10 protein-coding genes and 1 tRNA gene are annotated in these 14,128 nt (G+C 32.3%); 6 read left to right on the top strand and 5 right to left on the bottom strand.

What is annotated here, in order from left to right; genetic code table 11:
- Nucleotides 1-3: 3 nt before the first annotated feature.
- The 6 genes from BOW57_RS09915 (at nt 4) to BOW57_RS09890 (ending at nt 5,413) form a co-directional block, all read left to right on the top strand.
- Nucleotides 4-696, top strand: a complete 693-nt coding sequence (locus tag BOW57_RS09915) for an outer membrane lipoprotein carrier protein LolA (RefSeq protein WP_129024196.1) — start codon at nt 4-6, stop codon at nt 694-696.
- An 8-nt stretch (nt 697-704) separates the two neighbouring features.
- Nucleotides 705-2,165, top strand: a complete 1,461-nt coding sequence (locus tag BOW57_RS09910; RefSeq protein ID WP_089054573.1) for an LptF/LptG family permease — start codon at nt 705-707, stop codon at nt 2,163-2,165.
- Nucleotides 2,166-2,167: 2 nt separating this feature from the next.
- The gene (ribB, locus tag BOW57_RS09905; protein WP_164973687.1) at nt 2,168-3,298 is read left to right on the top strand and encodes a 3,4-dihydroxy-2-butanone-4-phosphate synthase; all 1,131 of its coding nucleotides are present in this window, start codon (nt 2,168-2,170) and stop codon (nt 3,296-3,298) included.
- Nucleotides 3,299-3,301: 3 nt separating this feature from the next.
- Nucleotides 3,302-3,700 (top strand): acyl-CoA thioesterase, encoded by a 399-nt coding sequence (locus BOW57_RS09900; protein ID WP_089054571.1) that lies wholly within the window; start codon nt 3,302-3,304, stop codon nt 3,698-3,700.
- Between the two features lie 140 nt (nt 3,701-3,840).
- Nucleotides 3,841-3,928, top strand: a tRNA-Ser gene (locus tag BOW57_RS09895).
- Between the two features lie 261 nt (nt 3,929-4,189).
- Nucleotides 4,190-5,413, top strand: a complete 1,224-nt coding sequence (locus BOW57_RS09890; RefSeq protein ID WP_129053989.1) for a site-specific integrase — start codon at nt 4,190-4,192, stop codon at nt 5,411-5,413.
- A 577-nt stretch (nt 5,414-5,990) separates the two neighbouring features.
- Here BOW57_RS09890 and BOW57_RS09885 read toward each other — a convergent pair.
- The 5 genes from BOW57_RS09885 to BOW57_RS09865 form a co-directional block, all read right to left on the bottom strand.
- Nucleotides 5,991-6,518, bottom strand: a complete 528-nt coding sequence (locus tag BOW57_RS09885; RefSeq protein WP_164973686.1) for a GNAT family N-acetyltransferase — start codon at nt 6,516-6,518, stop codon at nt 5,991-5,993.
- Nucleotides 6,519-6,653: 135 nt separating this feature from the next.
- Nucleotides 6,654-7,877: a hypothetical protein gene (locus BOW57_RS09880; protein WP_129053987.1), complete on the bottom strand. Its 1,224-nt coding sequence runs from the start codon at nt 7,875-7,877 to the stop codon at nt 6,654-6,656.
- Nucleotides 7,878-7,992: 115 nt separating this feature from the next.
- Entirely contained in the window at nt 7,993-9,936 is a 1,944-nt protein-coding gene (locus BOW57_RS09875; RefSeq protein WP_129053986.1) for a hypothetical protein, read from the bottom strand.
- 192 nt (nt 9,937-10,128) lie between these two features.
- Nucleotides 10,129-11,979, bottom strand: a complete 1,851-nt coding sequence (locus BOW57_RS09870; RefSeq protein WP_129053985.1) for a UvrD-helicase domain-containing protein — start codon at nt 11,977-11,979, stop codon at nt 10,129-10,131.
- A 6-nt stretch (nt 11,980-11,985) separates the two neighbouring features.
- Complete coding sequence (locus tag BOW57_RS09865) at nt 11,986-13,986, bottom strand: ATP-dependent endonuclease (protein ID WP_206734740.1); 2,001 nt, start codon at nt 13,984-13,986, stop codon at nt 11,986-11,988.
- Between the last annotated feature and the right edge of the window lie 142 nt (nt 13,987-14,128).

The raw sequence follows: 14,128 nt of genomic DNA, 5'->3' as shown, positions 1-14,128 counted from the left end.
ATCATGAGAACAAAAATTCAGGAAATCAAGAACAATTCTATCACTAACGCGACTAAAAAGTGTTTTCAAATGGCAATTTTATTGCTTTTGAGCTTCACTTCTATTCAAGCTCAGGATAAAAAAGCCAAAGATTTATTGAACGAAGTGACTTCTAAAATAAAAAGCTACAACAATATTGTAATCGATTTTAAATATTCTTTGAATAATGCAAAAGAAAATATTAATCAAGACAGTAAAGGAAATGTAACCATGAAAGGAAATCAATATGTATTGAATTTTATGGGTGTAACTAAAATATTCGACGGACAAAAAACATATACTATTAATCCAGAAGACGAAGAAGTTACTATTTCTAAAGTAAACGAAAAGGATGACAACGCAATCACACCTTCAAAAATGTTGACTTTTTTCAATTCTGGCTACAAATACAATATGGATATTGTACAAAATGTTAAAGGAAGAAAAATCCAATACATCAAACTTGCTCCTACAAACGCAAAAGACCAAAGAAAAGAGATTCTTTTAGGCATTGATGTTCAAACAAAACATATATACAACTTAATTGAAACTGGAAAAAACGGAACAAAAACTACTTTAACCGTTAATTCTTTTAAAACCAATCAGCCTTTATCAAAAAATCAATTTACCTTTGTAGCGAGTAAATACCCGAAATACTACATCAATAAATTAGATTAATTACAAGGTTGAAAATTTTAGACAAATACTTACTAAAAACATTTCTGATTACGTTTACTACGGTATTCGTAATCCTTTTTTTTATATTCATATTACAAACCGTATGGCTTTTTATTGCAGAACTTGCTGGTAAAGATCTTGACTTCATATTAGTTATCAAATTCCTGCTTTTCTCAATGCCGCGTATTATTCCGCTGGTTTTACCTCTATCAGTTTTATTAGCTTCAATTATGAGTTTCGGAAATTTGGCCGAAAACTATGAATTTGCAGCGATGAAATCATCTGGAATATCGCTTCAAAGAGCTATGAGAGTCTTGATTGTTTTTATATTCGTTTTGAGTATTGTAGCCTTTTGGTTTGCCAACAATGTTATTCCTTATGCTGAATATAAATTTGTTAATTTCCGAAAAAATATCGCTCAGGCAAAACCTGCGATGGCAATTGCCGAAGGACAATTTAACGATGTTGGAACTTACAATATCAAAGTAAATAAAAAATCTGGCGAAAACGGAAACATACTAACCGGCGTTACTATTCATGAAAAATCGAATAACGTTGGAGAAAACAAAACTGTTATCAAAGCCAAAGACGGAGAATTAATCAGTAATGAAAATTCTAGTATTTTAAAACTGGTTTTGAATAATGGTTATTACTATCAAGATGTTACTCCAAAAAAATACGAGGATCGCGCTAAGCTTCCATTTATAAAAGCGGCTTTTAAAAAACACATCATCAACATTGATTTATCCGAATTAAATAAAGTTGATGACAGTAAAGAAAGTATTGCTGGAACAAATGCAATGCTTAACGTGAATGAACTGCGCTATACTTTAGACTCATTAAGCAAAAATCTAGACACCGAAATCATTTCATTTTCTGAAAACATCAATCAGCGTGTTGGAATTAGAAAATCAATAGCTCCAATCAATACAGATAAAGCCAAAAAGAAAAAAGCTTTACCAAACGACCTTTTGTCTTTATACACAAACAAACAAAAGTCTGACATTTTAAAAATGGCCAGCAGCAATGTTTCCAGTAACATATATTCAATTGAATCGACTCAAAAAGATCTGAAAGACAAACAGCGCGAAATCAACAAACACTTAACAGCATTATATGAAAAATTCGTAATTGCTTTTGCTTGTTTTTTAATGTTTTTTATTGGTGCACCATTAGGAGCTATTATCCGAAAAGGAGGACTTGGATTACCAATTGTTTTTGCAGTTTTAATTTTCATTTCTTTCCACTTCATCAATACTTTTGGAAAAAGATTATCGCAAGAAGGCGGAATGTCTCCTTTTATGGGATCATGGATGTCTTCGTTTATATTACTTCCATTAGCTGTATTACTTACTTATCGTGCTACAAATGACAACGGATTAATTAATTTTGATGCGATAACAACTCCTATTTCACAACTATTTCAAAAAATTGCTGAGCGGTTTTCACCAGCTCAAAATAAACAATAATTATGTCAACAAAAATTCAACTGAATACCATTGAAGAAGCCATAGAAGATATTCGTCAAGGTAAGGTAATCATTGTAGTCGATGATGAAGATCGCGAAAACGAAGGTGATTTTTTGGCTGCTGCTGATAAAGTAACACCGGAAATGATCAATTTCATGGCTACTCACGGACGCGGATTAATCTGTACACCTCTTACAGAAAGCCGTTGTAAGGAACTTGATTTACGCGCAATGGTTACAAATAATACAGATCATATGGAAACTGCTTTTACTGTTTCTATTGATTTGAAAGGCAATGGAGTAACAACAGGTATTTCGGCAGCAGATAGATCTAAAACCGTTCAATCATTAGTTGATCCAAATACAAAACCTCATGATTTAGCGCGTCCTGGTCACATTTTTCCTTTAATAGCTAAACAAGGCGGTGTTTTAAGAAGAACTGGCCATACAGAAGCCGCTATTGATTTTGCAAGACTAGCCGGTTTTAAACCTGCTGGTGTAATCTGTGAAATTTTAAACGAAGACGGAACAATGTCACGTTTACCAGAACTTTTTGAAGTGGCTAAAAAATTCAATTTGAAATTAGTTTCGATAGAAGATTTAGTTGCCTACAGAATGCAGCACGACAGCTTAATCATAAAAAAAGAAGATTTTGATATCGAAACTCGTTTTGGAACTTTCCGTTTAAGAGCATACGAACAAACTACAAATAAACAAATTCATATTGCGTTAACTAAAGGAACATGGAATCTTGGTGAGCCAATCTTAACGAGAATTCACTCTTCGCAAGTAAATAATGACTTATTGGGCACATTAACTAACAATGCTGAACAGCAGTTAGACGATATGTTTAAAGTGATTAATGAAAATGGTAAAGGCGCTGTTATCTTTATTAACCAAGATATGACAGCTGTAAATTTACTAAACAGAATTTCTGAACTTAAGGTATTGCAATCACAGGGAACTTTGAAAGCTCCAAAAGTAATCATTGATAGTAAAGATTATGGAATTGGCGCTCAAATACTCCATGATATTGATATTTCAAAAATTAGATTAGTTTCTAACACAGAACAAACAAAACGCGTTGGAATGATTGGATATGGTCTTGAAATTACTGAATACGTAACATATTAATTTATGGGAACATTAGAAGAAAGAATTTCAAAATCGGAAACTCATATTTTTAAAGCTGTTTTTCCTATTACAACGAATCATTACGACACTTTGTTTGGTGGTACAGCACTTCATCTCATGGACGAAGTTGCTTTTATTTGCGCTACCCGATTCAGCCGAAAGAAAGTTGTAACGATTTCAACTGGTCAAATTGATTTTAAAAAAGCAATTCCAGCTGGTACTTTAATCGAATTAGTAGCAAATGTTGTCAGCGTTGGAAGAACAAGTTGTAAAATTCATGTTGATATTTTTATGGAACAAATGTATTCAGAACTTCGCGAAACAGTAGTTTCAGGAACTTTTTCGTTTGTTGCAGTGGATGAAAACAAAAAACCAGTACCAATTTTAGACGCCTTAGAGTAATTTTTTCAAAAACCTCACATTCGGAAATACTGATAATTAGACACTTGAAAAATAACTTAAAAAAACCGCCAAAAAAGTTTTTATAATCGGAAAAGCGTACTATATTTGCACTCGCAATCAGATAATGAGAGCGACATACTGGAGAAATGGCAGAGCGGTCGAATGCGGCAGTCTTGAAAACTGTTGACTGTAACAGGTCCGGGGGTTCGAATCCCTCTTTCTCCGCCAGTAGAAGTTTCAGAAGAAACTTTAAAAGTCAAAAGCCTTTAAACACTAGTGTTTAAAGGCTTTTTCGTTTTTACACACTTTTCAAAAAGCACATGTTTTATCAAAGAATGGTTACCCTATCAGTTACCCAGTCTTTTTTTGAATCTTTTTTCTCAAAAATGGGTAACTAAAATAAAAGAATTCCCCGGGAATTCCCTGCTATCAATGGGCTCTCTTAAAATTTTTAATTCAATTTGATTATTAATTTTAAAACTAGATAACATGTTAAAAGTAATTTTTTACCAAAAATCCGACAGAGTAAACAAGAACGGCGAATCTCCAATCTATGCCCGTTTGAGCTACAATGATAAACAAATTTCAATGTCAACCGGACAAACCATTACAAAAGAAAGATGGACCAGTACCAATAACCTTAGAAACCAGCTTAAAATTGAAAAGGAAATAGTAATCAAAAACCTGCTTGATCTTTTTCAGCTTAATGCAGCCAAAAAATTTACTGAACTCTTCAGAATTGATCCTGAGGTTAACCTTCAATTATTAAAAGCTGAACTCACAGGAAAAGTTAAAATCGACCAGCCTGAGGGCCCCTCCCTAATTCAGATTATGGATACATATAATAAATTCTTCACGAAAAGAGTCAATTCTGGAGAGCGCGCAGCCGCTTCACTGCAGAAGTACAAAAGAGCGAAGGATTTACTTTTGGATTTCATTGCAAGTACCTACAAAAAGGGGGATATGCCTGCGTCTGAAATATCAAGCTCCTTTGTTTTTAAACTCGAGCAGTTCCTTAAATACGAGAGCAGTTTTAAAAACCAGACAGGCATCAAAAACAATTCAGTGGTAAAATATATGAAAATGTATAAAACTGCCTGCAATTATGCCATTAAAATGGACTTGATCATAAAGAATCCATTCAACGTCTATGACGGTAGGCTAAGCGTTAAAGATGCGGTTTTCCTGACCCAACTCGAACTGAATACGATCGAGAATAAAATATTTTCAACGCCCCGTCTGGAAAAGGTCAAGGATATATTTCTTTTCAGCTGTTATACAGGATACGCGCCTGTCGACGCCCTGGATCTAAGCGAAAGAAACTTATCCGAAGATTCGAACGGAAACTTATGGATTATGACCAGCAGGGCCAAAACCGCCATAAGAGCCAATGTCCCAGCACTTCCTACAGTAGAGAAAATTATTTCTAAATATAAAAATCAGCAGAAAGGTCTTATTCCCAAAATATCCAATCAGAAAATGAATGCTTATCTTAAGGAAATTGCAGATCTCTGCGGCATAGACAAACATCTTACGTGGTATGTTGCCAGACATACTTTTGCCACCACTGTCACTCTAGGAAATGGAATAAGACTGGAAAATGTATCAGCAATGATGGGACATACGAACACAAAGCAAACCCAGCATTATGCAAAAGTTTTAGATGTTAATATTATGCAAGATATGGAGAAACTGATGTCTAAGTTTAAATGAATTTTACATACAAGATTGTGAACTTGGCCCCTTAAAGTACATCATCCCTTAAGATCAAAAAATTAACCGTAACGATTTCAGAAGTTTTGAGTAAATTTCCAATTGCGTCCAGAGTTCGGACGCAATTGGGATGTACTAAAAAATATAGTGTTTTTTTCCTTCTTGTCATGTTTTCTACCTTTAACACAAGCGAACATAATAATTTAAACACATTTTATATTTAATAATTTAACCGCAGAAAAAAGAAAGAGAAAGTTACGACTTAGTAGCCACTTCAGTAGGAAAAATGAATTATTAGAACGCTAATTAAATTGATTTCGAAAATTTTAAAGAACAGTTCCAATTGTGTCCGCATTGCAGACAAAATCAAACCGAACACTACATACACTTTGCAATTAATAGACAATGAACAAAAAAATAGATTTCTATATCATTGAAAATATCAAAAGTTATTAGACATAGTGCCAATTGGAATGTCTTATAATATAATTTCTTTGTCTTCTCAAGTGCCTTACGGGACAAAATTTGTCCCTTTGTTTAGTGATGTAAATATTTTAGCTGAATGATCTTGCCTTAATTATTTGTCCTTCACAAATGATTTAGCGTTCGAAATTGCATCATTATTAATCTTAGTATATTGATTATATATGTTTGTCCATTGTTGACCAACTCTATTCTTTAAGCTTGCTAATGTACTAATTACTACATCAATTTTATCAATTTCATCTTCATCAATTGAAACCACTTGCCCATCATCATTTAAAGTCCCATAATACATTCCAATTTGAGTTTGGATGTTGCAGGCAATCTGAAAACCTAATTTTTGGTATAGTGGAACTTTTTCTACAAAACAAGATAATGTAATACTACTGAATTCATTCTTCAAAATATTCATCATATTTTTAAAAATTCCATGATTACGAAATTCTGATGATACAATTGTACTAATAATTGATATATCAAAAGGTCTACCAACTACTTTGTGATATAGGATATAACCAATAATTTGATCATAATTATTTGATGCCGTAATTAGGTAAGTTCTTCTGGGCTCAACATCATTAAGTCGCGAAAGATACATACGTGCTCTTATCAATTCACGCATCTCTAAATAAGTGAACATCTCACTGTTCTTATCAAACACATACTTATTTCGTTAGCATTCTCTGAAACCAATTGTAAAATTTGCATTTCATGATCTTCGCTAAGTAACTTTGATATTTTATTTATTGCAATCATTTTAAATCTTTTGAATGTACTTTTTAATTAAATCTTGTCCTGAGCCATAATTCCAAATTGGCTCAATATTATTATTTCTTAAGTCTATTAGAAGAGCATCCTTTAGCTTTTCCTTATCTTCAAGGGTTATACGTAAAGGATTTAAATACCTTTCCTGAAAAAACTGAGAATCAATTTTTGTTAAGTCTATATTTTCAAAATATGTATTCTTTTGTATATTAAATGAACCCTTTAAAACTTCTGCATCACTTTCATCTAAACCTGCAAAAAATTTAGCATGAAAAAGATTAAATAAAGTCATGTTTTTAAATGCTTCACTTTCAACCTGAAATTCTTTGATGAGCGTAGAAGGAACACCTATCTTTTCTTCACTTTTTTCTAGTAATGATTTAGCAATATTCCTTGTCAAAAGGTACGAGTTCGACTCTTTTAGAAATTTTTTAATATCGTCCCATAATTCTATTCTTGTTTTTGCATTTTGATTTAAATAACCTATAAATGGAACAACAATGACTGTATGTCTGTATAGCCCCCTCCACCTAATTAATAATTTATTTAGAAAAGAGAGGCAATTATTCCGCGTATAAACCCCATTGATTAGCTGCTGCAGGTCAACTGAATTACTAACATATGCTAATAGTATTTCTGTTGGATCTGTTGGAAAATCACCTGGATTTCTTCGGGTGAAGTTATAATAAAAAAGGGCAGTATGATTATTTTGACCATTCTTAAAATCTAAAATTACATAAGCAAACTTAGGATCTCCCCATCTGCCTTTAACAAATCCTTGAAAATAGGTATTATTATAGTTTTTAATTTCACTAAGCTTCTTAGCAAGTTCTTCATATGCCAGTTCTTCAAGATTCACTTTTGAATTACTGATGTAAATGGGGAAATCATCTAATGAAAATTTTATAGGAGCAAGATTTTCAATTCCATAAATAAAGGATTCTATTCCTGTAAATGTTAACCCTTCAGATAAGCTCCAATCCTCAGTATCTTCAATACTTCCTTCCTTTATCTCCAAAATTTCTACACCGTCTTCAACATATGATAAATCAAAAGGATTAACAACATGAATAATGAATTCTTCATCGCATGAAAAGCACTTCAATTTCCATCCACCAAAATCATTTATAACCGGAAGTTTTCCTTGTTTAAATTTAAAAATACTGTGACATTTCTTGTTAGGGCATTTTGCCGAAATATTCATCCATTCAATCATAGAATTTTATTATTTAATATTATTACTAATTTAAACATTGCTTACTAAAAGCACTTTCTTACAACTCTACTTTAATTCTTTTTCATTCGTCAAATTGTTTGGCATATCAATTATGCTATCTTCTCCTTTCTCTCCTACTTTTCCTTAATGGACGCGGTCCTCCCTTTTCATAATAGTCATCTATAATCCTCTTAAACTGATAAAGCCTTACGTTATCAGATTTCTTCAAAAATGTATCTAATTTTAAATCATTTGTAAAATATAGTGCAAGCAAATCAAGCTCATCAGTGGCCGATAACTTTTCATTATCATATAATGGCAGCCTTTTATCGAGATAGTCCATAAAATCTTCCTCAGATTCAATCAAATCAGAGAAAACCATTAAATCGTAAATATTCAATGCCCATGCAAACTGGGAATTCTTTTCAATTATTCCATATTGCTGAAGTTTTGAAAGTGAAGAAACAAGTGTCCCAACAAATGAAAAGCTAATGGATATGCGATAGATTTTTTCTTTATTTTTTAGCTTAACCAAGCTGCCATCTAATAATTCAAAATCTGGATCGTTATTTTCATGAGTATATAATGACGCTCTATAGCTCTGGCAAATTGCATCCCCAATAATAGCAGACAAATCAGTTTTTATACTTGCCAAAGCGCCTCTTTTGGCTGCATCGCTTAATAAACCAGCTTTTACCTCAATTAAATAAGTAGCGTTTTCACTTATACCTAAAATATCAAGTTCATATCTTCCATCAATTGAATTTGCACATCTTAATTCTAAATCTGGCTTATTGTATTTGTAGTGCACACTTTGATAAAATTCCACATTTGGCAGCAATTTTCTGAATAATGCAAGTACCTTTTTTTCTATAAACTCATCCTTTGCAATTTGAACCCTGTTGCCCAAAAATGATTCCTTATAATATTTTGCATCAGCTCTTTCAATTAATGACTGTGTCATTAAAAAAAGATTTCTAGAAGGCAGGTTCATTGCAAATAAATAATATTTGCCATCTTCTTCAACTATTGGGTACTTAAAGACTTGGCTTTTGTTTAATATTTCATACTTAAACTTTTCAGGAGTTATAAAACTTACATTATCGCCAAACTTAATAGACAAAGCTTTTATTACTTTTTCTTCTGTGTCTTGTATGTTTCGTATTTGAAATAATCGATCATAAGTTTCAATACCGTTTAGTGGAAATAATATTACTCCATTATTCTCAACAATAATTTCAGGATAAACTTTAGAGAATCCTTCTAAATAAGAGCCTGAAATAATCTCCGCTTTTGTAACTCCGTACTTTGCAATATATTCACTTAGCCTTAAAGTTTGTATCGGATGGGGGCGCCCGTTTGGCATTAAAATACGGAATCCGTAACCCTCTTCTAACTTATTAAATGTGCTTAAAATATCAGATGCGGTAAAACCATAATGATTAATAAGAAAGTCATCGTGACCAGAAAACATTTCTAAATATAATTCGGTAACGTGTTTAATATATCCTTCTCCACGCATGAAAATTGCCTCTGTAATCATATCATATCTTAAATCAGATTCAATTTTAGAATATTTACCTGTAGCAGTTTCAAAACTGAAATAAGTTGAAAAATATCTTCTGATCTTGATTAAAATATTGTTAATAAATGTTAATACTTTACCAGAAGGTATTACTCCTTTATTCACATTAGGAGTAGCTAATGCAATACTTAAACAATATTCGATAAGTGTTTCTGATAGTCCATCATCCTCTGGATTGGATATCATTTGATTATAACCAAAAGCAGCTATTCCTCCTAAAACAAAAATCTTATCGTAGTTATTAATTACTTCAACAACTTCATTAATTAATCCTTTTATTTCTTCATAAACCTTAGGGTGGTTATCCTTAATTTGTTGCATGTACTCTTGATGCTGCTGTTCATTTAAAGTACTTTTTACAAAAACATTTCTTCCTTTTCGAATTAGTTCTACTCCATTTAATCTTACGATTTCTTTTGGAGTAGACTTCTTTTTTGGTTTATTTTTTTTCTTTCTTCCTTTACTTTTTGGCATCTCTTATATCTTGATTAAGAAAATTATTTTTATTTAAAAACCGAAACTATTATTATTGTAAATACCTTGCGATTTCTTTTTCCAATGTATTCCATCTTAATTTTTTACTCATATTAAAAATAGCAAAATGTTTTCTTTTTTAGGAATCCATCAAGTGGATTTTACAATCAAGACATATACTTGAAATATTATTTAATCAACGTTTTTTTCACTCATTTCAACTACACCGGAATTTTCAAGTTCTTGAAATAAAATTTCAATATTATCTCTATATTGAGTTGCAAGATTTCCAAATCTATTGGGTCTTTGCTGACTAAAAGTAAAAACAACCCTTTCTTTTGCTCTGGATAATGCAACAAAAAATGCACATTTATCTTCATCTTCCTGTTGTTGGAAGGACCAGAATGCCCCATCCTCCAATCCAACAAATATAACTGTATGATATTCCAATCCTTTACTTTTATGTATTGTCATCACAGGGATTGTATCTTCTCCGATAAGCATATCTAATGCTAAAACCATATCATTTACAGTTTCATAATTCTTAAGAAACTCATCTCTTAATAAAACTAAAATCCTTGTAAACTCAGCAGGATTCTTATATTGAGGAAACAATACCCTGATGCGGTCTTGCCCCGCAAAATCAATAATATCATCGATCAAAGAATCAAAATGCTGATCAGTAAAAACAGTTTTTTTATATTTTTCTTTTGTTGCTTTTATAAAATTTGAAAGTGCTATTTCTAATTTCAATAACTGTTCATCCTCTAATTCTGTATGAAGGTTACTTAAAAAAGTGAATACTTTTTGTTTCCTCCCTTGAGATTTTTTCTGAAAGATGACATACAGCGTATTAATGATATATATCGGAAGTTCTTGAGAAAGAAGATCTTGAAAAATATTTTCGTCCCTCGCCTTTATTCCATATTGGTTAAAGTAATTAATAAGTTCGCCAACATACTGTCCTAGTTGCTGCTTAACCAGTACACATATATTTCTGGCATCGATACCATCTTCTTCAATCCATTTTTTCACTTCTTGAAATAATATTTCCATTTCATCTGCAGGATTTTCGAAGAACCATACAAAACATTCGCCTTGATTATTGTTCCATTTCGGGGAGGGTGTGGCAAAATCTGTTTTCCCTAATAGATTTTGCGTGAGATGATTTAATAAAGTAACCAGCCTTGGAGCACATCTAAAATTCATTGTAAGCGGAATACGAGTAGCTCCGGTTTCTGCAATAAAATCTTCAAATATAGTTTTTCTGGCACCTGCCCAAATCATTATACGCTGTTTGTCATCACCAACAGCGGTGAATACTGATTTACTCGTTAAGAAACAGCTCTTGAAGAAATCATATTGAATTTCTGTGGTATCTTGAAATTCATCCAAAAAAACAAAATGATAAGTTTGTTGGAGAAATATTCGAATATTCTTATTGCTAATAACTATATACTCCGCAAGCCTCATAACCATTGCAAATGATAATTTAGATTGCTGGATCATTTTCTTCCATACCTTCATTCTAATTTCATCCTCGAGACTATCATTTGAAAAAGGAAGTTGCGCGTGATGAAATGCGAGGATAGTTTTTTTGTGTGTTGTGTTGCGATATTCAGCGTTTTCAGATTCGTATAGATCTAATATTAACTGATCTCCATGAATAATATCATAGTCAGGATTAATTTTAAAATCGTCTGGAAGAGCTTGAATAAAGCGATCCAACAGCTGCTTTGCAAATGAATCAAACGTATAAGAATCAAACCGTTTAGAAAGCTCATCAGCACAGCGCTTTATCACACGTTCCTTTAGATTATAAGCCGCATCCTTTTTAAAACTTATTGCTAAGATCTTATGTGGAAACTTGCAAGTGTTAGTCTGTAAAAGAAAACAGGCACGCTGCGCCAGAAGCTCTGTTTTTCCTGCGCCTGGCCCTGCTACCACGAGATAGTTTTTACTTTTTTTGGCTACCAGAAGTGCATTTTCTTCTAAATTCATCCCGTCTACAGGATTCCAGCAATTGGTTTGTAAAGGCTTCATAAAATGTCAATCCTTTTTTAAAATTGATGATATGCGATCAAAAATTTGTGTGAAGACCTCAGGTAAATTTTCTCTTATCGCATCATCAGTCATTGAGGATAAAACTTTAATGTGTGTTGTTGGCTTTCCTCTGCCCAAAAAATGGTAATTGTACCAGATCATTAACTTTTTTTCATCTTCATTATACGATTCTCCCTGAGCATTTTCAGATTTTAAGGTCGCACGAACTGACGCAATCAATTTTTCATTAAATTTTACATTCTGCTTTTTTTCGTCAGGAATTTGCGGTCCTCCGTTTTCAGGAATTGCATTTTTATAATAATCTGGATAATGGCTAAGCATCAGAAAATCTAAATCTAAGGGAGCAGAATAAAAAATATTCCTTTTATTTAATTTTACTCTTATCCAATTTTCTAAAGCCTGCTTATTGTATTTTTTTAAATCTCGAAGATGCATATTTTCAAGTTCATCATCTGTTAAATATTGATTCTCTCGGAGCTTTAATAAAATCTTCTTGCTAGAGCCTTTATCAATCAATTGTTTTAGAGCATACTTTATTCTTCCCCAACCACCTCCTTCACGTTCTAAATCTAAATCTAAAAGTGTTACATAAGGTATATGAAGTGTTTCTAATAACTTCCATATATGATTGACAAAACGATGTCCAAGAGGAGCAAAAGTGATAATATTATCATCAAAATCAAGTTCCATGACCTCCATAAGACGGTTAAAAATAACTTCCTCGCTGTCTCCTTCCCCAATAACAACTAATTTAGCAAAATAGAGTTCAGGATAATTATGCACTGCCTCTTTTACATATTTATATTCTTCATCTTTTTTATCAGGAAGCAGTATTTGATTAACTTCTGTCTCGTACTCTTCAGTTATTCTAAAATGGAGAATACTTTCCGGATCAAGTCTCTTCACAATTGCGGGAGTATGCGAGGACAATAAAACCTGAGAATTTTCTTTACCTGCTATTGTTTTTAGTATTTTTATTACTCTTCCTAATAATTGTGGAGCTATATGGTTTTCTGGCTCTTCAATAGCTAAAATTGTAAGCAATGGACGATTTATTCCAATATTTTCGTCTGCTTCACTTTCTGCTAGCTTTTCTTCTATCTCCAGCAATGCACAAACAAGCGTCAAATAAAAAAGCGACCGGTACCCCTCCCCTAATTCATCTATCTTGTACGATTTATGAGTGCCTGTCGGACTGAAGGATATTTCTAACTTTTTAAGAATCGAGTCAAAATCGGTACCTGCAAAACTAAGTGTAGAATCTTGATAGCGGATATCTTTATGAAACTGCTGCCACAAGTCTGTTATAGAATTTTGAACGGTGCTAAATTCATTCAGCCCTTTAAAATCATTGTTTATCTCTTTTATTTTCCTATCAAATTCAGTTTTAAAAGCGTCATCCCATTTAATTTTTTTTAAAACGCGATATAAAATACTTCCCGAAGCATATTTTAGTTGTTCTGCTGGTTTTCTAATTGCGGGAACATACAATACTTGTATTAATTTTCTTAAGTGATTTGGGAAAATTTGTTTGTCATCCTCTTTTTCTGGAGTATCTTCTCCTACTTTTATATAGTAAGTTTTACTTTCTATTTCTCCTTCAGGTTCAAAATCAGATTTTCTCCAGATTGCTTCTAATCTTAAACGTATATAAGGGATATCGCCTTGATCATCAACGACCATATCGGTAAAGAAATGAGGAATTGCTTCCATATCATTCTCAACAAAATCAATTCTAACTTCAATTGAAAGAATTCTTTCTTCGATTTCATCAGCCTGCTCCTCTTTTCCGATATGAAAATCTTGGCGGAAAATCTCTCTATCTGCTAAAGAATGACCAAACATTTTTTTCAATGCCTCAAGCGATGCAGTCTTACCTGCGCTATTAAGGCCAATGAATCCAACCAATTTTTCATTGATTGGAATATATATTTCTTCCGGTCCAAAAGATCTAAAACCTTTAATCTTTAACGCACTTATTTTCATTTCAAATAATCTTTTATTAGTACAAATCAAATATCCTTTTTTTTATATTTTTTCTTTACGGAAAACCGTAATTAGCATCTATTTATATTATGTAAATTGCCATAGATACTATAGTAATAAATTTAATTTACTGTAAATGATA

It is taken from the genome of Flavobacterium sp. YO64, from assembly GCF_004119505.1.
GTDB classification, from domain to species: Bacteria; Bacteroidota; Bacteroidia; order Flavobacteriales; family Flavobacteriaceae; genus Flavobacterium; species Flavobacterium oncorhynchi.
The sequence above is the reverse complement of the archived record's forward strand: the minus strand, read 5'-3'. Positions and strand labels throughout refer to the sequence as shown.

Bases quoted from the DNA above. Each gene is read 5' to 3' on its own strand.
- BOW57_RS09915 (WP_129024196.1), top strand. From the start codon at position 4: ATGAGAACAAAAATTCAGGAAATCAAGAACAATTCTATCACTAACGCG.
- ribB (WP_164973687.1), top strand. From the start codon at position 2,168: ATGTCAACAAAAATTCAACTGAATACCATTGAAGAAGCCATAGAAGAT.
- BOW57_RS09900 (WP_089054571.1), top strand. From the start codon at position 3,302: ATGGGAACATTAGAAGAAAGAATTTCAAAATCGGAAACTCATATTTTT.
- BOW57_RS09890 (WP_129053989.1), top strand. From the start codon at position 4,190: ATGTTAAAAGTAATTTTTTACCAAAAATCCGACAGAGTAAACAAGAAC.
- BOW57_RS09885 (WP_164973686.1), bottom strand. From the start codon at position 6,518: ATGCGTGAATTGATAAGAGCACGTATGTATCTTTCGCGACTTAATGAT.
- BOW57_RS09880 (WP_129053987.1), bottom strand. From the start codon at position 7,877: ATGATTGAATGGATGAATATTTCGGCAAAATGCCCTAACAAGAAATGT.
- BOW57_RS09875 (WP_129053986.1), bottom strand. From the start codon at position 9,936: ATGCCAAAAAGTAAAGGAAGAAAGAAAAAAAATAAACCAAAAAAGAAG.
- BOW57_RS09870 (WP_129053985.1), bottom strand. From the start codon at position 11,979: ATGAAGCCTTTACAAACCAATTGCTGGAATCCTGTAGACGGGATGAAT.
- BOW57_RS09865 (WP_206734740.1), bottom strand. From the start codon at position 13,986: ATGAAAATAAGTGCGTTAAAGATTAAAGGTTTTAGATCTTTTGGACCG.